The sequence below is a fragment of the Aeromonas enterica genome (assembly GCF_054052465.1).
In genome coordinates, this window is sequence record NZ_JBSTYL010000019.1 from 1 (window position 1) to 18,294 (window position 18,294).

The 18,294-nt window shown below is 61.2% G+C and carries 16 protein-coding genes and 1 tRNA gene; 9 read left to right on the top strand and 8 right to left on the bottom strand.

All coding sequences use genetic code 11. The features are described from left to right. The first annotated feature begins 14 nt into the window (after positions 1-14). Positions 15-90, top strand: a tRNA-Val gene (locus ACW5XD_RS17235). Positions 91-138: 48 nt separating this feature from the next. Here the strand turns inward: ACW5XD_RS17235 and ACW5XD_RS17240 are convergent. After that, on the bottom strand, positions 139-2,244 hold the full coding sequence (locus tag ACW5XD_RS17240; protein ID WP_456495913.1) for a methyl-accepting chemotaxis protein: 2,106 nt from the start codon (positions 2,242-2,244) through the stop codon (positions 139-141). A gap of 141 nt (positions 2,245-2,385) precedes the next feature. Between ACW5XD_RS17240 and nadA the strand changes: the two genes are divergently transcribed. Then, entirely contained in the window at positions 2,386-3,459 is a 1,074-nt protein-coding gene (gene nadA / locus ACW5XD_RS17245; protein WP_043138584.1) for a quinolinate synthase NadA, read from the top strand. Between the two features lie 69 nt (positions 3,460-3,528). Here nadA and ACW5XD_RS17250 read toward each other — a convergent pair whose 3' ends face one another. Then, a complete protein-coding gene (locus ACW5XD_RS17250; RefSeq protein ID WP_456495914.1) occupies positions 3,529-4,395 on the bottom strand; it encodes a D-hexose-6-phosphate mutarotase in 867 nt (288 codons plus the stop codon). Positions 4,396-4,510: 115 nt separating this feature from the next. Beyond that, positions 4,511-5,506, bottom strand: coding sequence for a type I glyceraldehyde-3-phosphate dehydrogenase (gene gap / locus ACW5XD_RS17255; protein WP_043138590.1), 996 nt, complete (start codon positions 5,504-5,506; stop codon positions 4,511-4,513). A gap of 345 nt (positions 5,507-5,851) precedes the next feature. Here gap and malQ point away from each other — a divergent pair, with 345 nt between their 5' ends. The 4 genes from malQ to msrB all read left to right on the top strand — a co-directional run bounded on the left by malQ (position 5,852) and on the right by msrB (position 12,885). Continuing rightward, entirely contained in the window at positions 5,852-8,041 is a 2,190-nt protein-coding gene (gene malQ, locus ACW5XD_RS17260; RefSeq protein WP_456495915.1) for a 4-alpha-glucanotransferase, read from the top strand. A gap of 82 nt (positions 8,042-8,123) precedes the next feature. Continuing rightward, positions 8,124-10,301: a 1,4-alpha-glucan branching protein GlgB gene (glgB, locus tag ACW5XD_RS17265; protein ID WP_456495916.1), complete on the top strand. Its 2,178-nt coding sequence runs from the start codon at positions 8,124-8,126 to the stop codon at positions 10,299-10,301. Continuing rightward, on the top strand, positions 10,301-12,442 hold the full coding sequence (gene glgX, locus ACW5XD_RS17270) for a glycogen debranching protein GlgX (protein WP_456495917.1): 2,142 nt from the start codon (positions 10,301-10,303) through the stop codon (positions 12,440-12,442). Before glgB ends, glgX begins: the two co-directional genes overlap by 1 nt. Positions 12,443-12,498: 56 nt before the next feature. Beyond that, positions 12,499-12,885, top strand: coding sequence for a peptide-methionine (R)-S-oxide reductase MsrB (msrB, locus tag ACW5XD_RS17275; RefSeq protein ID WP_058395907.1), 387 nt, complete (start codon positions 12,499-12,501; stop codon positions 12,883-12,885). An 80-nt stretch (positions 12,886-12,965) separates the two neighbouring features. Here msrB and chrA read toward each other — a convergent pair whose 3' ends face one another. The 4 genes from chrA to ACW5XD_RS17295 form a co-directional block, all read right to left on the bottom strand. Then, on the bottom strand, positions 12,966-14,108 hold the full coding sequence (gene chrA, locus ACW5XD_RS17280) for a chromate efflux transporter (RefSeq protein WP_456495918.1): 1,143 nt from the start codon (positions 14,106-14,108) through the stop codon (positions 12,966-12,968). Between the two features lie 123 nt (positions 14,109-14,231). Continuing rightward, positions 14,232-14,675, bottom strand: coding sequence for a nucleotide triphosphate diphosphatase NUDT15 (locus tag ACW5XD_RS17285; RefSeq protein WP_456495919.1), 444 nt, complete (start codon positions 14,673-14,675; stop codon positions 14,232-14,234). 110 nt (positions 14,676-14,785) lie between these two features. Then, on the bottom strand, positions 14,786-15,790 hold the full coding sequence (locus ACW5XD_RS17290; RefSeq protein ID WP_456495920.1) for an NADP-dependent oxidoreductase: 1,005 nt from the start codon (positions 15,788-15,790) through the stop codon (positions 14,786-14,788). Positions 15,791-15,872: 82 nt separating this feature from the next. Then, positions 15,873-16,319: an organic hydroperoxide resistance protein gene (locus ACW5XD_RS17295; protein WP_456495921.1), complete on the bottom strand. Its 447-nt coding sequence runs from the start codon at positions 16,317-16,319 to the stop codon at positions 15,873-15,875. A gap of 141 nt (positions 16,320-16,460) precedes the next feature. On the opposite strand from ACW5XD_RS17295, the gene ACW5XD_RS17300 reads away from it, so the two are divergent. The 3 genes from ACW5XD_RS17300 (at position 16,461) to ACW5XD_RS17310 (ending at position 17,612) form a co-directional block, all read left to right on the top strand. Then, positions 16,461-16,886, top strand: a complete 426-nt coding sequence (locus ACW5XD_RS17300; protein WP_456495922.1) for a MarR family winged helix-turn-helix transcriptional regulator — start codon at positions 16,461-16,463, stop codon at positions 16,884-16,886. A 35-nt stretch (positions 16,887-16,921) separates the two neighbouring features. Further along, a complete protein-coding gene (locus ACW5XD_RS17305; protein WP_042865583.1) occupies positions 16,922-17,149 on the top strand; it encodes a hypothetical protein in 228 nt (75 codons plus the stop codon). Positions 17,150-17,294: 145 nt separating this feature from the next. Continuing rightward, on the top strand, positions 17,295-17,612 hold the full coding sequence (locus ACW5XD_RS17310; protein ID WP_456495923.1) for a hypothetical protein: 318 nt from the start codon (positions 17,295-17,297) through the stop codon (positions 17,610-17,612). A 114-nt stretch (positions 17,613-17,726) separates the two neighbouring features. Here the strand turns inward: ACW5XD_RS17310 and ACW5XD_RS17315 are convergent, their stop codons facing one another. Further along, positions 17,727-18,203: an Lrp/AsnC family transcriptional regulator gene (locus ACW5XD_RS17315; protein WP_456495924.1), complete on the bottom strand. Its 477-nt coding sequence runs from the start codon at positions 18,201-18,203 to the stop codon at positions 17,727-17,729. Positions 18,204-18,294 lie beyond the last annotated feature (91 nt).

The window sequence follows — 18,294 nt, forward strand, 5'->3', positions numbered from 1 at the left end:
TTTCAAGAATCCCAGGTCGTTTAGCTCAGCTGGGAGAGCACCTCCCTTACAAGGAGGGGGTCACTGGTTCGATCCCAGTAACGACCACCAGATCGAAAAGCCCGCAACGATGCGGGCTTTTTTTATGGCTGTTTGTCATCAGGTTCTCAAACGATCCAGCTGGATTGCCAGGGCGGCCGAGGCCTGTTCCAGCTCCTCGCTCAGGCGATGGCTGGCACTGGCCTCCTGCCCCAGGGTGGTGGCTGCATCCCCAATGTGCATCAGGTTTTGGTTGATGGTATCGCTGACTGCACTCTGTTGCTCGGCTGCCGTGGCGACCTGGCTGATGTGATCGTGGATCTGCTGGATCTGGGTGACCACCCGGTTGAGTGCTTCGAAGGCCTGCTCCGTGCCCTCGACCGTACTGGCCGAGCGGGTGATGCCGGTGCTCATCAGCTGCTGGCTGCTATTCACCTCGGTTTGCAGGCTGCCGATGAGCTGGCCTATCTCGTCGGTTGACTCGCGGGTCTTGGTGGCGAGCGCCCGTACTTCGTCTGCGACCACCGCAAAGCCTCGTCCCATGTCTCCCGCCCGCGCCGCCTCTATGGCCGCATTGAGCGCCAGCAGGTTGGTCTGCTCGGCGATGGCCCTGATCACATCCAGAATACGGCTGATATTGGTGCTGCGCTGGGCCACCTGCGCCACTGCCTTGTCGGCCTGGTGCATGTCCTCGACCAGGGTATGGATCTCGGTGCGAGCGCGGCTCAGGGTCTGCTGGGCTGTGTTGATGTGAAGGGTGGCGGCCTCCGACTCCTGGGCGGCCCGCTCCGCATAGCCCGCCACACTGACCGCAGTAGTGCTCATCTGATGCATGGCGCTGACTACGCTCTCCAGTTCTATGCTCTGCTCATCCAGGCTGGTGCGCATGCTATCGGCCGTCTGTTTCATCCCTTGTGCCTGTTGGCGCACCTGCTGTCCAATCTGCTTGCTGCCCTGCACCATGCCGCGCAGCTTGCCGAGAAAGACGTTAATCTGGCCGCCCAGTTCGATCAGCTCCTGATGAGTATTTACCTGCACCTGCTGGGTCAGGTCTCCCTCGTTGCTGGAGAGGTGGGCGACGTGGCGGCTGATGAGCGACAACGGGGCTGTGATGGTCTGGATAAACCAGATGAGTAGCCCAAGTGCCAGCAGGGTGATGATGGTGACGGCAATCAGTTGTTGTTGCTGGGCGGCTTGCAACAGGTCGCCCAGCTGGTTGCTGATGGTGTTGGCCTGGCTCAGTGCGAGCTTTTTGGGTACCTTGATCATCAGCCACCACTGGGTATCGGTCGCATCGATCCGCACCGGTTGCTGCAAGATGAAATCGGTGTCGGTATCCAGCGTTTGTCCGGTTGGCGCGGTCAGCCCTGCCTCCGTCAGCGGGCGACCCAGCTTGTCGGCATAACGGTTGCTGCCGACGATGAGGCCCAGCTTGCTGACCAGGGTCACGTCGGCCTGATTGTCATACAGACTTTTGCCCAGACTTTCCGCCAGCTGCTGGAAGATGGGCAGATTCATGTCGACGCCCGTGATCCCGACGAACTTGCCCTCTTTGAGGAGGGGAACCGTCAGGCTGGTCATCAGTACCTTGTTGCCCGGACTGATTTCGTAGAGGTAGGGTTCCATCAGACAGGGCCGGCGGGTATCGCGACCACACAGGTACCACTCGCTGTTGCGAATGCCGAATTCGTTGACCGAGGTATCGTATTTGGCGTCACTGGCAGTGGCATCCACTTGCTGTTGCGAGACCTTACCTCCCTGATCGCGAACGAAGTAAACCTCCAGGCTGCCCTTGTTGGGGACTGAATGAGAGGCGCCACCCTGCCAGCTGGCATCCTGGCCATCATAGCCATTGGGCTCAAACTGGGCATAGATGGAGCTGATGCCGCTCGCCTGTTGCAAGCGACTGCCCAACAGGGCCTCGATTTGGGGGCGGGAGAGCATACGGTCCGGCTGGACCATGCTGCCCTCAAGCTGGGCAGCTATCCCCAGTGGCACCTGATAGGACTGCTGCAGCAAGGCGGCGATCTGCACCGCGTAGCGCTCGGCTTGAAACTGCAGGGTGCGGGAGACTTCCTGTTCCAGCGCCTGGCGGGTCTGGCCCATGACGTTGCTGCGCAAGGATTGCAGGGAGGAGGACTGTATCAGCGTCATGGCGATGCCGCTGAACAGGAAGAGTCCCATGGTGAGCAGCAGCAGCTTGGTTTTGAGCGAGCGTTGCTTCATTCGGAAGCTCCTTTTGGCAAGAATGACAACGAATTACTTGAGTATATTCGGACACTTGCGTACCACAGGATTTGTTGATGGGTTTGTGGCCAGCTTCTGGTTATAATTTTTGCCTTTCCGAGCCTTGATGGAACAGTCGCAATGAGCAATGCACTGAGCAATATCCCTCCGGTGGTCGAGATGGACTACCCGTTCCCGGTCAAACCGGCCCCGCTGACCGCCGAGCAGAAAACGACCCTGATCGCAGACATCAAGGCACTGCTTGAAGCGCGTCAGGCCGTGCTGGTTGCGCACTACTACACGGATCCCGAGATCCAGGCCCTGGCCGAGGCCACAGGTGGTTTCGTCGGTGACTCCCTCGAGATGGCCCGTTTCGGTCGGGATCATGCCGCCCAGACCCTGATAGTGGCGGGGGTGCGCTTCATGGGGGAGACCTCCAAGATCCTGAGCCCTCACAAACGGGTGCTGATGCCAACCCTGGAGGCCGAGTGTTCCCTCGATCTGGGCTGCCCCATCGATAAATTCTCGGCCTTCTGCGATGCCCACCCCGACCACATAGTGGTGGTCTACGCCAATACCTCGGCGGCGGTGAAGGCGCGGGCCGACTGGGTGGTGACCTCCAGCATCGCGCTTGAGATAGTCGAGCACCTCGACAGCCAGGGTCACAAGATCATCTGGGGCCCGGACAGGCACCTGGGCGCCTATATCGAGAAGAAGACGGGGGCCCAGATGCTGCGCTGGCAGGGTCACTGCATCGTCCATGACGAGTTCAAGGCCCGTGCCCTGCGCGAACTCAAGGAGCAGAATCCGGATGCGGCCGTGCTGGTGCACCCGGAATCCCCGGCTTCCGTCATCGAACTGGCCGATGCGGTGGGTTCCACCAGTCAGCTGATCAAGGCGGCCAAAGAGCTGCCTCAGCAGAAGCTGATAGTGGCGACCGATCGCGGCATCTTCTACAAGATGCAGCAGGCTTGTCCGGACAAGGAGATGGTCGAGGCACCAACCGGTGGTGATGGCGCCACCTGCCGCAGCTGCGCCCACTGTCCCTGGATGGCGATGAACGGCCTGGTGGCGATCAAGGAGGCGTTGACCGATGGCGCCGAGCGTCACGAGATCCTGGTGGATGAAGCCCTGCGGGTGAAGGCGCTGATCCCGCTGGATCGCATGCTGGACTTTGCCGCCGAGCTCAGGCTCAAGACTCAGGGCAATGCCTGATCTATTGGGGCATGAGAAGTGAAGAGGGCACCCGTTGGGTGCCCTCTTGCGTTATGGGTGCCGTGCAGATCAGAGGATCACGGTAGAGAGGCTGTGCTCCTCATCCGGCGCTATGACTACACCAGCCTCGGCCGTGATGGCCGCTTCGACGCAGAGCATGGTGCGGTAGCCGTCGTTGCTCATGTCGGCCATGGCGGTGGCGCCTTCCAGCCAGGGGGTCCAGACCACAATGCTGTCATGATTGCCGCTGACCACCTGAGTGGTGCGATCGCCATCCTGAACCCGGATCATGGCCTCGGGTTGGTGGTAGACCCGATCAATCGCCGCTGTGAGTGTCAGAGCACCCTGTTGCTGAGCATCCTGGCCGGTCAGCTTGTCGGCGTAAGGCTCGCCCAGTCCGGTCACGCTGACGGCTTCCGGGGCGCTAATCTGCAGATAGGTGTGCAGGGCTGCGTTATAGACGATGGGGGCCTTGCCCGTGTTGCGGGTGGTCAGTACCAGCGAGAGCTCCTTGCCGACCAGGACGTCCAGCTCCAGCTCGAAAGGGTGAGGCCAGAGGGTGCGGGTCGCCTCGTTGTCACGCAGAGACAGATGGACGAGCGTGCCATCGCCGTGATCGGAGACTCCGTCCAGAGTCCAGAGGCTGGTGCGGGCGAAACCGTGGGACGGTTTGCCGCTGCCGACACGGGCGGGGGCCGGGCCGAACCAGGGCCAGCAGATGGGAATGCCGCCGCGGATGGGCTTGCTGCCATCCAGCACGGCCTTGTCGCTGAGCCAGATCGAGGCGGGTTCGCCGTGGCGCTGGTAGCGCAGCACGTGGGCGCCAAACAGGCTGATCTCCGCCTTGGCATCGCCATTGTCGATGGAGAGCAGGGGCTGACCAGCCGCATTGTGGCTGAGGGTACAGTGGGCAGTCAGAGAGCGTGTCGGTTGCATGAGGACTCCTGTGCTCGCGCACATTCAGAAGAGAGGGTCGGAAAATCCACGATCCAGAATACAAAAAGGCGGCCAATGGCCGCCTTTTTCAAGCTACTTGATTGCGCATCCCAAATTACTTGGAGATGTGAGCGATCAGGTCCAGAACTTTGCTGGAGTAGCCCATTTCGTTGTCGTACCAGGATACAACTTTAACGAACTTGTCGTTCAGTGCGATACCGGCTTTGGCATCGAACACGGAAGTCTGACGCTCGCCCAGGAAGTCAGTGGAAACCACTTGATCTTCGGTGTAGCCAAGCACGCCTTTCATGGAGCCTTCGGAGGCTGCTTTCATGGCTGCACAGATTTCAGCGTAGGTAGCGGCTTTCTTCAGGTTGACGGTCAGGTCAACAACAGACACGTCCGGAGTCGGTACGCGGAAAGCCATACCGGTCAGTTTGCCGTTCAGCTCCGGGATAACAACGCCAACAGCCTTGGCAGCACCGGTAGAGGACGGGATGATGTTCTGAGCCGCACCGCGGCCACCGCGCCAGTCTTTGGCAGACGGACCATCGACGGTCTTCTGGGTAGCAGTGGTAGCATGGACGGTGGTCATCAGGCCGGATTCGATACCGAAGGTATCGTTCAGAACCTTGGCGATCGGGGCCAGGCAGTTGGTGGTGCAGGAAGCGTTGGAAACGATGTCCTGGCCAGCGTAGGTCGCGTCGTTAACACCCATGACGAACATAGGGGTAGCGTCTTTGGACGGGCCAGTCAGAACAACTTTCTTGGCGCCGGCAGCGATGTGCTTGCGAGCAGTCGCGTCGTCCAGGAACAGACCGGTGGCTTCGGCAACAACGTCAACACCGATGGCATCCCACTTCAGGTTTGCCGGGTCGCGTTCAGCGGTAACACGTACGGTTTTGCCGTTGACAACCAGGTTGCCGTCTTTGACTTCAACGGTGCCCTTGAAGCGGCCGTGAGTGGAGTCGTACTTCAGCATGTAAGCCATGTAGTCAACGTCGATCAGGTCGTTGATACCAACCACTTCGATGTCAGCACGCTCAGCAGCCAGACGGAAGACGAAACGGCCGATGCGGCCAAAACCGTTAATACCTACTTTGATAGTCATATTTGGTTACCTAACTGTTCAGTAGTCAAAGAAAATTCCGTTTGTAAATTTACTAGAACTCCCCCGTGAGTCAACCAACAATCTGTCTGAAATTGCGCTATATCATGAAAAACTGTGAAATTTATTTTCGGTTTATGTAACTGACTACCAACTTTTGTCGAAAATGTCATCGGCTGGTTCGTGTCACAGATATCAACAATAGTGCCTGTTCGGTCACACAACCAGTCAGGCAGATGTGTAAAAATGTGCGCGGTTTAGCATGGCCAAAGAGCCACTGTTCAAGTACCACCCATAAAAATTAATCAAAATAGTATAGATAGAATCCACAGCGGGAATTCTCAAACTATGACCACCCTGATTGAACAGCTGGCTGCCGCCAAAGGCATCGCCAGTGAGTATGTTGATGCCTGGGGCCACCCGGCCCAAGTATCCGAAGAGAGCAAGGCCGCCATGCTGGGCGCCATGGGTTACCGCGTCGATGACGAGGCCGCCCTGACCGAGCAGCTGGAGCAGGAGCATCGCCAGCACTGGTTGCGCGCGCTGGATCCCGTGATGGTGGTCCGCAGCGGTGAGCCAATCACCCTCGACGTTCGCCTGCCCATCGATTTCGTCAATGACGCCCTCACCTGGCAGCTCGTGCTGGAGCAGGGGACTGTGCTGTCTGGCCAGCTCACCCCTATCGAGGGTGAGCTGGTCGGCGTCGCCGAGTTCGAAGAGATGGAGTGCCAGGCCTATCGCGTGGCGCTGGCTGTGCAGCCTGAACTGGGTTATCACCAGCTGACCCTGCTGGAGGAGGGCAACGACGAGCCGCTCGCCAGCATGCGTCTCATCGTCGCTCCCAAGGCGTGCTACAAACAGGCCCCCATTGCCGAAGGCCGCAAGGTGTGGGGCCCGAGCGTGCAGCTTTACTGCCTGCGCAGCCGTCACAACTGGGGCATAGGTGATTTCAGCGATCTCGGCCAGCTGGTTGAGAAAGCGGCCGCCTGGGGCGCCCACTTCGTCGGCCTGAACCCCATTCATGCCCTCTACCCGGCCAACCCCGAGAGTGCCAGCCCTTACAGCCCCTCTTCCCGTCGCTGGCTCAATGTGGCTTACATCAACGTGGAAGTTGTGCCCGAGTTTCTGGCCAACGAGCGGCTCAAGGCGGAGGTAGCCAATCCGGCGTTCCAGCAGCACCTGGCCGAGCTGCGTGCCAAGAGCAACGTGGATTACACCGGCGTCATCGAGACCAAGATCGGCATGCTGCGTCAGGTGTTCGACCAGGCCAGCTTCAGTGCCGAGCGCCAGGCCGGCATCGATGCCTTCGTGGCGGCCGGTGGCGACAGTCTGCAACAGCAGGCGGCCTTCGATGCCCTGCAGGCTCATTTTTATGGCAAGGGTGAAAACGCCTGGGGCTGGCCGGTATGGCCCGATGCGTACCGCGATTATCACAACCCCGAGGTGGCCACCTGGGTTGCCGCGCATCAGCAAGACGTGAACTTCTATCTCTACCTGCAGTTCTTGGCCGATGAGCAGCTGGCGCAAGCCGATGCCCGAGCCAAGACGGCCGGCATGGTGATGGGGATCTATCGGGATCTGGCGGTGGGCGTCTCCGAAGGCTCCACCGAGATCTGGGCCAACCGGGATCTCTACTGCCCGAAAGCCTCGGTCGGTGCGCCGCCCGATATTCTGGGCCCGCTCGGCCAGAACTGGGGCTTGCCCCCCATGAACCCGAACCAGCTGTTCGAGGCGGCCTACCAGCCGATGGTGGATCTGTTCCGCGCCAACATGCGCTCCTGCGGTGCGCTGCGCATCGACCACGTGATGGCCTTGTTGCGCCTGTGGTGGGTGCCGCCCGGAGAGTCTGCCGCCAAGGGGGCCTACATCTATTACCCGGTCAACGATCTGCTGGGGATCCTGGCGCTCGAATCCCACCGCAATCAGTGCCTGCTGATCGGTGAAGATCTGGGGACTGTGCCGGAAGGCATAGACGTCACCTTGAAAGAGAACGGGGTTCACTCCTACAAGGTGTTCTTCTTCGAGCGCTCCAAGGCCGATGGCGGCTTCATCTCCCCTGCTCACTACACCGAGCAGGCGATGTCGGCCCTGACCACCCACGACATGCCGACCCTCAAGGGCTTCTGGCATTGCGATGATCTGGCGCTGGGCCGCGAGCTGGGATTGTATCCGGATGAAGACGTGCTCAAGACCCTGTATGCTGATCGCCACCAGGCAAAACAGCGGATCCTCGACAGCCTGCACGCTCATGGGGTTATCTCTGACAGTGTCAGTCATGACGTGAACTGGGTCGGCATGAACACCGAGCTCAACCATGGGCTGCAACTGCATATGTCCCGCGGCAGTTGTGCCCTGTTCAGCACCCAGCTGGAAGACTGGCTGGAGATGGACAAGCCGGTCAACGTGCCGGGCACCAGTTATGAATACCCCAACTGGCGTCGCAAGCTGTCCACCGATCTGGAGGATATTTTTGCCAATGAAGCGCTCAAGGTACTGGCAGGCAAGATGAGCCAGGCCCGTGATGAGGCCAGTCGTTGAGCCACTGCCGACAAAACGTGACTCACTTACATCCGCTTCGGCCCTGGCCGGAGCGGATGCTCAGCTATGAAAGGAAATCTCGATGCTCGTTGAACGTTTGGTTGCTGCCCGCTGTGCCGATCCCTTCTCTCATTTAGGCCTGCAGGCCAACCCGGATGGGCCTGGCCTCAAACTGACCGCCTGGTTGCCGGATGCCCTCGAGGTGCGCGTCAGGGATCTCAAGTCGGGCAAAATCGTTGCCACCCTGGCGCCCTCCGATGAATCGGGCCTTTTTGAAACTGTTTTCACCCGCCGCAAGAATCCCTTTCCCTACCAGTTGCTTGCCGACTATCCCGATGCCAACACCGAGTTTGTCGACCCTTACCAGTTTCAGGATGCGGGTTGGGTCGGTCTGGCAGAACTGACCTCCCAGCCGGAAAACATCTACCACACGCTCGGCGCGCAACTGCGCAGCGTGGAGCACCTTGGCGTGCGGGTGGCAGGGGTACGCTTTGCCGTCTATGCGCCGAGTGCCACCGCGGTGAGCCTGATCGGCGATTTCAACTTCTGGGATGGCCGTCGTCACCCCATGCAGCGCAGCCAGTGTGGTCACTGGGTGCTGTTCGTGCCGGGCCTCAAGGCCGGGGATCGCTACAAGTTTGAACTGAAAGATCCGGCCGGGCATCGGCTACCCCACAAAAGCGATCCGGTCGGTTTCTATTGCGAGCAGTATCCGTCGTTTGCCTCCGTGGTCTACGACCACGAGCAGTACCAGTGGCAGGATGCCGCCTGGCGCGAGAGTCAGCAGAATGACAAGCGGGATCAGCCGCTCTCCATCTACGAGCTGCACGTCGGCTCCTGGAAGCGTCACCCCAACGGTGACAGCCTGAGCTGGCGCGAGCTGGCGGTGGATCTGGTGGCCTACATCAAGGAGATGGAGTACACCCACATAGAGCTGCTGCCGGTCTCCGAGCACCCGTTCAGCGGCTCCTGGGGCTATCAGCCGGTGGGCATGTTCTCCCCCACCAGCCGTTACGGCAGCGCCGACGACTTCAAATATTTCGTCGATCAGTGCCACCAGGCCGGCATTGGGATCATTCTGGATTGGGTACCCGCCCACTTCCCGTCCGATGCCCACGGTCTGGCTCGCTTCGACGGCACACCGCTCTATGAGTACGAAGATCCTCGCCGTGGCTGGCACCCGGACTGGAACTCCTACATCTACGACTTCGGCCGCAATACGGTGCGCCAGTTCCTGGTTGCCAGCGCCCTGTTCTGGCTCGACAAGTTCCATATCGACGGCCTGCGGGTGGATGCGGTTGCCTCCATGCTCTATCTGGATTATTCGCGCAACGCCGGCGAGTGGGTGCCGAATGTCGACGGCGGCAACCACAACTACGAGGCGATCAGCCTGCTGAAGTGGACCAACGAAGAGGTGTACGGCAAGTACCCCCACGCCATGACCATCGCCGAAGAGTCCACCGCCTTTGCCGGCGTGTCTCGTCCTACTTTCCTCGGTGGCCTCGGCTTTGGCTTCAAGTGGAATATGGGCTGGATGCACGACACCCTCACCTACATGCAGAAAGAGCCGATCCACCGCCGCTATCACCACAACGACATGACGTTTTCCATGGTGTATCACTATGACGAGAACTTCATCCTGTCGCTCTCCCACGACGAGGTGGTGCACGGCAAGCACTCCATGCTCTACAAGATGCCGGGTGACGAGTGGCAGCAGGCGGCCAACCTCCGTGCCTACATGGGCTTCATGTATGCCCACCCGGGCAAGAAACTCAACTTCATGGGGACCGAGATCGCCCAGAGCAACGAGTGGAATCACGATGCCCAGCTGCCCTGGCACCTGCTGCAGTATCCCAAGCACGGCGGTCAGCAGCGGCTGATCCGCGATCTCAATCACCTCTACCGTCATGAGCCTGCCTTGTACCAGGCCGATTATGATCAGACCGGTTTCCGCTGGCTGGATCACAACGATGCCGACAACAGCATCTTCGCCTGGCTGCGGGCCGACAAGCAGGGGGCCCACCCTGTCATGGTGGCCTGCAACTTCACCCCGGTGCCGCGCATCGCCTATCGACTCGGCGTGCCGGCCGCCGGTCACTACCGGGTCGTGCTCAATACCGACAGCGAGCATTACTGGGGCAGCAACTATGATGTGGGTCTGGTCTTCGTCGCCGAGCCGACCCCTTGGCAGGGGATGGGGCACAGCATAGTGCTGGATCTGCCGCCGCTCGCGACCTTGTTCATCAAACAGGAGTCTTGATGTTTGCAATGGAAAAGGGACAGGACCACCCGCTGGGTGCCCTGCTCGATGAGACGGGTTGTCACTTCTGTGTCTGGGCCCCGCAATCGGACAAGGTGGAGCTCTGCCTGTTCGACGAGCAGGAGCAGGAGCTGGCCCGGCTGGTGCTGCCCGGCCGCCGCGGCCAATATCGCTTCGGCTATGTGCGCGACGTCAAGGCCGGTCAGCGTTACGGCTATCGGGTGCATGGCACCCCCCAGGAAGGAATGCTGTTTGATCCGCAAAAGCTGCTGATCGACCCTTATGCCAAGGCGCTCAGCCGGGCGACCCATTGGGACGACACGCTGTATGAGGGCGACAGTGCAGCCATGGTGGCCAAGTCTGTGGTGGTGGATGACGCCTTCGACTGGCAGGGAATAGGCAAGCCGGGTATCCCGTCAGAGCGCACCGTCATCTATGAAACCCACGTCAAGGGCTTTACCCGCCAGCATCAGGGGGTGCCGAGCGAGCTGCGCGGCACTTACCTTGGCATCTGTCACCCGCTCATCCTCGAGCATCTGAAGTCCCTCGGCATCACTTCGGTGCAGCTGATGCCGGTGGCGGCCTTCATGTCCGAGCCCAGGCTGGAGCAGCTGGGTCTCACCAACTACTGGGGCTACAACCCCATCGCCTTCTTCGCCCCCGAGCCGCGCTACGGTGCGGGGGAAGCGGTGACCGAGTTCAAGACCATGGTGCGCGAGCTGCACAGGGCAGGGCTCGAGGTGATACTGGACGTGGTCTACAACCACACAGCCGAATCCGGTTTTGACGGCCCCATGCTGTCGTTCAAGGGGTTCGACAACGCCGGTTACTACGCCTTCGAGGCGGGCGCCCACGGACCCGACTACGGCCGCCACGCCAACGTCACCGGCTGTGGCAACAGCGTCAACCTGGATCACCCCAACAGCCTGCGGCTGGTGCTGGATGCGCTGCGCTACTGGGTGACCGAGATGCAGGTGGACGGTTTCCGCTTCGATCTGGCGGTGACCCTGGCGCGGGAGGCGGGCGAGTTCGATCCCATGGGGGCCTTCTTCAAGGCCATGATGGCGGATCCCGTGCTGGCACGGGTCAAGCTCATCGCCGAGCCCTGGGACATAGGACCGTTCGGCTATCGGCTCGGCCAGTTCCCGAGCCAGTGGCTGGAGATCAACGACCGCTATCGAGATACGGTGCGCGCCTTCTGGCGCGGTGATGCCGGCAAGATGGGGGATTTTGCCACCCGGCTGGTGGGATCGCGGGATCTCTTCCCCAAGAACTGGCGTGCGCCCCACACCAGCGTCAACTACCTCTGCTATCACGACGGCTTCACCCTGGAGGATCTGGTCTCCTACAACCAGCGTCACAACCAGGCCAATGGCGAGGACAACCGGGACGGTCACGGCAACAACCTCTCCCACAACCATGGGGTGGAAGGGCCGACGCTGGATCCCAGAGTGAACAATCTGCGCCAGCAGCAGAAGCGCAACCTGATCGCCACCCTGTTGCTCTCCCAGGGCACACCGCACTTCCTGGCCGGGGACGAAATGGGCCGCAGCCAGCTGGGCAACAACAATGCCTACTGTCAGGACAACCAGATCAGCTGGGTCAACTGGCAGTGGCGGCCGGAAGACGAGCGGCTGCTCGCCTTCACCCAGCAGATGATGGCGCTGCGGGCGGAATCGACCGTCTTCGCCAATCTGCAGCTGAGCGACGACAGCTGGAACGGGGCGCCCACCAGCTGCCATCAGGTCAACTGGTATCACCCGGATGGTCATCAGCTCACCGATCAGGATTGGCACGCGCCCATGGGGCAGGCGTTTGCCATGGATATCGGCATGCAGCTGTGCGAGGGAGAGCGCTGGTACGTGCTGTTCAACGCCAGCGACTACGACATCCAGTTCCGCCTGCCGCCGCCGGGGGAGGGGCTGGAGTGGATCCAGACCATAGATACGGCCACCAACGACGGCCTGCCGTTCCTGCCCGATGACATCAAGCGTCAGGTGGCGGTTGGCCGGGCCCACTCCCTCAAGTTGCTGGAGCGGGTCGCCCTGAGCGCGGTGGCGCTGGCCGAAGAGGGTGTCGCTGCCATGCCGGATGTTGCTGCCGTGTTGCCAACCGGATCACAGTTCCCGCTGGCGGGGTAGAGCTAAGCGGCCTGACTGGGTATGCTGAGCGCCGTGATAAATGGCAAGGAGTCGGTATGAGCAACAACAATCCTGAGCAGTGGCGCAACAAGCTGAGTGCGGAACAGTTTCGGGTCTGCTGGGAGAAAGGCACCGAGCAGCCTTACAGCGGCGCCCTGCTCCACAACCGCAAGAGCGGCGACTATCTCTGCGTCTGTTGCAAGAGCGTGCTGTTTCATTCGGATGCCAAGTTTGACTCCGGCTGCGGCTGGCCTTCGTTCGATCGGGCCATCGAGGGCACAGTGACCTACACAGAGGACAGCAGCCACGGCATGAAACGGGTGGAGATCACCTGCAGTCAGTGCGGCTCCCACCTGGGGCACGTCTTTCCCGACGGACCCACCGAGACCGGCCAGCGTTACTGCGTCAACAGCCTGAGTCTGGATTTCGATCCCGACGCCTGAGCGACCAGCTTGAACATGACAAAACGGCGCCCCTGCCAACAGAGGCGCCGTTTTTTATGGCGCATAGCCCGGCATCTGGTTCAAGCCAGCAGCATGGCGGCCCCCACCAGCAGAGCGGCAACCACCAGTATGGGCAGCTTCAAGACTCGCAACAGATAGAAGCCGATGGCAGTCAGCGCCAGATCGGTCGGCACCTGTACCGCGCTCTGCCACACCGGCTGATAGAGGGCTGCCAGCAGCAGACCCACTACGGCGGCGTTGATGCCGGTCACGGCCCCTGCCAGCCGGGGGCGGGCCAGCCAGCTCTGCCAGCAGGGTCCCAGGGCCCACAACAGCAGAAAGCCGGGCAGGAACAGTGCCAGGGTCGCCAGCAGGGCACCGCCAAACGGGGTGGCCGGCAGCAGCTGGGCTCCGAGGTAGGTGGCCAGGGTGAACATGGGGCCGGGGACCAACTGGGCCAGGCTGTAGCCGGTCAGAAACTGCTGCTGGCTGAGACTGTGACCCACGCTCTCGGCCAGCAGGGGCAGCACTACGTGGCCGCCGCCAAACACCAGGCTGCCCGCCCGGTAGAAGTCGGCGACCAGCTGGCTGGCGGGATCAGTGGCCAGCAGCGGCAGGCCGACAAACAGCAGGGCAAACAGCAGCAGGGTGGGCCAGTTGGGCTGGCGCAGATGCGTTGGCTGAGCAGGTGTCGTGGTCTGCGGCACCCCGATGCGGGCACAGAGCAGGGCGGCCCCCGCCAGCATGACGAGCTGGGTCAAGAGTCCGGGTTGCCACCAGAGCGCGGCGGCGGTCGCCACCATGATCCCCTGTGACAGCGCCGTCTTGCAGAACTGGCGGCTCATGGTGAGTACCGCATCCGCGACCACCACCAGCGCCAGCAGCTTGAGGCCGTGCAGGGCGGCATCCAGCCAGACATTGGCGGTCAGTTGTCCCACCCCGATGGCGGCGGCCAGCAACAGCAGGAAGGAGGGGAGGGTAAAGCCGATAAAGGCGGCCAGTGCCCCGGCCAGACCCGCCCGTTGGCGGCCGATGGCGAAGCCGAGCTGGCTGGAGGCGGGGCCCGGCAACAACTGACACAGTGCCAGCAACTGGGCGAATTCGGCCTGACTCAGCCAGCCCAGTCGCTCGACGAAGGTGCGCTGGAAATAGCCGATATGAGCGGCGGGCCCGCCGAAGCTGATACAGCCCAACCACAAAAATTGAATGAATACCTGTCCCACCTGGTCACTCCCTCGTTGTCCTCATAGACCCGGTTGGGATGATATGACAAAGCGGTGACTTTTTTATGACAAATCAGGGGGCTGCTGGCAGGTAGCCGCGCCCTGTCAGCCTGTCGGCGATGGTCACTCTGTCGGCAGGTCCGGTTGTGGCAAATAACAGCAACCAGCCAGCCAGCAGGCTATCGATTGGCGGCTGGCATCGAAGTGGGGTTCTGGCAGGTTGCGGGGGTCGCACCAGACCCAGCCCTCGCATTTTTCCGGCTCCAGCAGTTGCGGCTCGCCTTCCACTTCGGCCAGCAGGGTAACAGAGATGTAGTGCAGCCCGCTCTCGCGCCAGGTCTCCAGATTGTTGGTGACGGCGATGACGCTGGGATTGCTGATCCGAAAGCCCGTCTCCTCGGCCACCTCCCGGATCGCCGCCGACTCGAAACTCTCTCCCAACTCCAGATGGCCGCCGGCGATGGACCAGTAGGGGGCGTGGCTGCCCTTGCGCTTGCCAAGCAGCACCAGGCCCTCGCGGTTGGTGAGGATCACGCCGACACCGACGCGGGGGTAGGGAGTAGACATAAGAAAAGCTCCTTGCCGAAACGGGATTGCACCATAAAAAACGGGCCCACCTTAGGGCGGATGGGCCCGTCATGCAAGTCGCCTGCGGCGTGATGTTCCCATCCGGTGACTCAGTCCAGCTTGACCAGCATCTTGCCGGTGTTGCGCCCCTCGAACAGACCGATGAAAGCCTGCGGCATGCTGGCCAGCCCTTCATAGACGGTCTCTTCGGCCTGCAGTGCTCCGGCGTCGAAGGCCGGGGTCACCTCTGCCAGAAACTCGCCGTAGTGCTGCCAGTGTTCGAACACGATCAACCCCTGCATGGTGAGGCGCTTGCGGATCATCTGGGAGAGATTGCGCGGGCCGCTCGCCTCGCCCTTGCTGTTGTACTGCTCGATGAGGCCGCACATCACGATGCGACCGTGCACCGCCATGTTGTTGAGGGCCGCGTCCAGCATGGCGCCCCCCACGTTCTCGAAGTAGACGTGGACGCCCTCCGGGGCAAGCCGCGCCAGCTCGGCATCGAGATCCTGGATTTCGCGGTAGTTGATCACCTCGTCAGCACCGAGCGTCTTGAGATAGGCGACCTTGTCGGCCGAGCCGGTGGAGCCGATGACACGGGCCCCCGCTCGCTTGGCGAGCTGTACCACCATGGAGCCGACGGCGCCGGAAGCGGCCGACACCAACACGGTTTCACCGGCCTGCAGTTTGGCGATGCGGTTGAGACCGACCCAGGCGGTCATACCCGGCATGCCGAGGGCGCCGAGGAAGCGCTGGGGTGGCAGCCGGGTGTCGGGCAGGCGGGTCAGCTGATCGGCCTTGGCGACAAAGCTGTCGCGCCAGCCCAGCATGCTGCTTACCCGATCGCCCACCGCAAAGTCCGGGTGGCGCGAGGCCTGCACTGTGCCGATGGCGCCGCCATCGAGCGGGCCGTTGAGGGGGAAGGGGGGCACGTAGCTCTTGGCGTCGCTCATCCGACCGCGCATATAAGGATCTACCGACAGCCACTGGTTGGTGACCCGCACCTCCCCTTCCTGCAACTCGGGCAGGGTGACCTCGAGCAGGGTGAAGTCGGCTTGGCTGGGCATACCGACCGGGCGACGCAGCAGCTGGATTTGATGGCTGAGCTGATTCATTGTGTTTTCTCCAGTTCGATGGTGTTTGGCAACCCGTGGGTGGCCATCAGGGTGCTTCCCATGACGTTGAGGCTGGACTGATTCATGCTATCTCCTCCAGCGGGGTGCCATTGAGCAACAGTTGGGTGACGACATTGCCCCGCATGGCGTTGGAGAAGGGGCAGGTCTGGTGGGCCAGCCGCACTATCTGCTCGGCCTGCGCCGTCTGCTCAGGCTGCGCTGCGGCGAGCGCCACGTCCAGCGTGATGGCGAAGTTGAAGCGGCCATCGGCCAGGGCCAGCAACTCGACCCCAGCCGTGACGGGGGCGCTGGAGAGAGGCGTGCCGAGTTTTTGGGCCACGTGGATCAGCGCGTTGGAGAAGCAGGCAGCGTAACCAGCGGCCAGCAGTTGCTCCGGGTTGTTGCCCTTGCCGTTGCCGCCGAGGGCGGTCGGCAGGGCCAGCGCCAGTTGCAGGCTGTTGTCCAGGGTGTGAACCTCGCCGTTGCGGCCCGCCTGGGCGATGGCTTGAGTGCGATAGAGTGTCTTCATGTCTTGGCTCTGATTTGTTTTGTGTGCAAGCTAAGTTCAGACTAATCCCGAAAGCGCTGGCTGACAACTATTTTGTGTGCAAATTATTCGACCCCCGATTTTCATGGGGTATACTGGCCCCAGTCGTCAGCGAGGTGCCTCATGAGTGAATTGAAAAAGCAGGTCTGTTTTGCCCTCTACAGTGCCTCCAATGCCGTGATGCGTGCCTATCGGCCGCTGCTGGACCGGCTGGATCTCACCTATACCCAGTACTTGGTGATGCTATCGCTGTGGGCGCGGGATGAGGTCAGTCTCAAGGAGATTGGCCAGGAGACTGGGCTGGATGCGGGCACCCTGACCCCCATCGTCAAGCGGCTGGAGAGCAAGGGCTGGCTGACCCGCACCGTCTCCAGCGAGGATGAGCGGCAAAAATGTATCTGCCTGACCGAGGCGGGGCGCCAGTTGCAGCAGGAGGTCAAAGCGTGCTGCCTGGCGGACAACTTGCGCAATCAGGTGGATCTGGCCGATGCTGAACTGGCTCAGCTCAAGCAGCTTTGCGATCGCATCTCGACGCAACTGGGGCGCTGAGAGCGGCCGACCCATACAGCCTGAGGAGCCACCCCATGAAAATCCTGTTGCCCCTGTTTGCCCTGTTGCTGACCGCCTGTAGTTCCGGCTCCCATGCTCCTTCGATGGCCATCGACGATGCCGATGCCTGGCAGGCGATCTGCAAGGACGGTACCCGGGTCCGGGCCGTGATCGAAGAGGGGATCTGTGCGGATCATCGCGGTGTCGCCATGTGGACGAATAAGCCAAGAGCCGCGCGGATGGCAGAGGAAGCCGCCAAATAGTGTGATCCAGACGCCATAAAATGACATAGCCGGCCCGTTGGCCGGTTTTTTTCGCGATCCCGTCGGCACTTTGCCATCTTGTTCATGGTGCGCTCAGTTTTCTATTCCCATACTGGCCCCACAGTTCCAAAAGAGGAGAGACAAGATGCAAACATCCTTGGTCGGACTCTCCATTCTGTGGGGGCTAGCCAGTTTTGGTGTTCAGGGGGATTTCATCGAGAGCCGTGATTCCGTTGCGCCATCCTGGCAAGCCGAGTCCAGAGTGGAGATGGAAGGTTATCTGATCGAGTCGCTGGGCGAAGATCGCTGGCTGTTCGATAACGGCAGCGAGAGTCTGCTGGTTTCCCTGCCCGAGGGGCAGTGGGTATCCACAGGCGAGCGGCTGCGGGTGAGCGGTGAGCCCCAGCAGGAGCAGGCCGGCTGGCTGCTGCAGGTGCAGGATGTCAGCCAAGTTGCGGTCTGACGGACGCGCCATCGAGCAAGCAAAAATGAAAAAGAGGAGGCCCAGGCCTCCTCTTTTTGTTGTTATCGGTTTTGTCGTGATGGCAGAGAGGGCGTGCCGCTCTGCCATCAGACCCTACCCCAGATGATTGAGCGGCAGCGCCGTCTTGTGCTTGATGCGACGCAGCACGAAGCTGGAGCGCACCCCGGTCACCCCCGGAATGTGGGTCAGCTTGTCCAGCAGGAAGTGCTGATAATGTTCCATGTCGCGCACCACCACCTTGAGCTGGTAGTCGGCGTCGTTGCCGGTGATGAGGTCGCATTCGAGCACCTCTGGCAGATCCTTGATGGCCTTGTCGAAATTCTCGAACCGTTCCGGGGTGTGCCTGTCCATGGAGATATGAATATAAGCGGTGAGGGTGAGCCCCAGCTGGCGGGCGTTGAGCAGGGTCACGTGGGTATCGATGAGACCGGCATCCTCCAGCGCCTTGACCCGGCGGGAGCAGGGGGAGGGGGAGAGCCCGACCAGCTCGGCCAGCTCCAGGTTGCTGATGCGGCCATTCTCCTGCATCAACTCCAGAATATGCCTGTCTATGCGATCAAGTTTCAGCATTCTCCGTTCCTCGTTGCAATTACTAATTCACTTTTCCTAGATTAAGGGTGAACTATTGCAAAAACAACTGAAAATACACGCTACTTCGCAA

Excerpts from the sequence above, each read along its gene's own strand:
- msrB (WP_058395907.1), top strand. The coding sequence starts at position 12,499 with ATGAGCAACAACAATCCTGAGCAGTGGCGCAACAAGCTGAGTGCGGAA.
- ACW5XD_RS17250 (WP_456495914.1), bottom strand. The coding sequence starts at position 4,395 with ATGCAACCGACACGCTCTCTGACTGCCCACTGTACCCTCAGCCACAAT.
- ACW5XD_RS17305 (WP_042865583.1), top strand. The coding sequence starts at position 16,922 with ATGAAAATCCTGTTGCCCCTGTTTGCCCTGTTGCTGACCGCCTGTAGT.
- ACW5XD_RS17240 (WP_456495913.1), bottom strand. The coding sequence starts at position 2,244 with ATGAAGCAACGCTCGCTCAAAACCAAGCTGCTGCTGCTCACCATGGGA.
- ACW5XD_RS17310 (WP_456495923.1), top strand. The coding sequence starts at position 17,295 with ATGCAAACATCCTTGGTCGGACTCTCCATTCTGTGGGGGCTAGCCAGT.
- ACW5XD_RS17285 (WP_456495919.1), bottom strand. The coding sequence starts at position 14,675 with ATGTCTACTCCCTACCCCCGCGTCGGTGTCGGCGTGATCCTCACCAAC.
- ACW5XD_RS17315 (WP_456495924.1), bottom strand. The coding sequence starts at position 18,203 with ATGCTGAAACTTGATCGCATAGACAGGCATATTCTGGAGTTGATGCAG.
- ACW5XD_RS17295 (WP_456495921.1), bottom strand. The coding sequence starts at position 16,319 with ATGAAGACACTCTATCGCACTCAAGCCATCGCCCAGGCGGGCCGCAAC.
- nadA (WP_043138584.1), top strand. The coding sequence starts at position 2,386 with ATGAGCAATGCACTGAGCAATATCCCTCCGGTGGTCGAGATGGACTAC.
- gap (WP_043138590.1), bottom strand. The coding sequence starts at position 5,506 with ATGACTATCAAAGTAGGTATTAACGGTTTTGGCCGCATCGGCCGTTTC.
- ACW5XD_RS17300 (WP_456495922.1), top strand. The coding sequence starts at position 16,461 with ATGAGTGAATTGAAAAAGCAGGTCTGTTTTGCCCTCTACAGTGCCTCC.
- ACW5XD_RS17290 (WP_456495920.1), bottom strand. The coding sequence starts at position 15,790 with ATGAATCAGCTCAGCCATCAAATCCAGCTGCTGCGTCGCCCGGTCGGT.
- glgB (WP_456495916.1), top strand. The coding sequence starts at position 8,124 with ATGCTCGTTGAACGTTTGGTTGCTGCCCGCTGTGCCGATCCCTTCTCT.
- glgX (WP_456495917.1), top strand. The coding sequence starts at position 10,301 with ATGTTTGCAATGGAAAAGGGACAGGACCACCCGCTGGGTGCCCTGCTC.
- malQ (WP_456495915.1), top strand. The coding sequence starts at position 5,852 with ATGACCACCCTGATTGAACAGCTGGCTGCCGCCAAAGGCATCGCCAGT.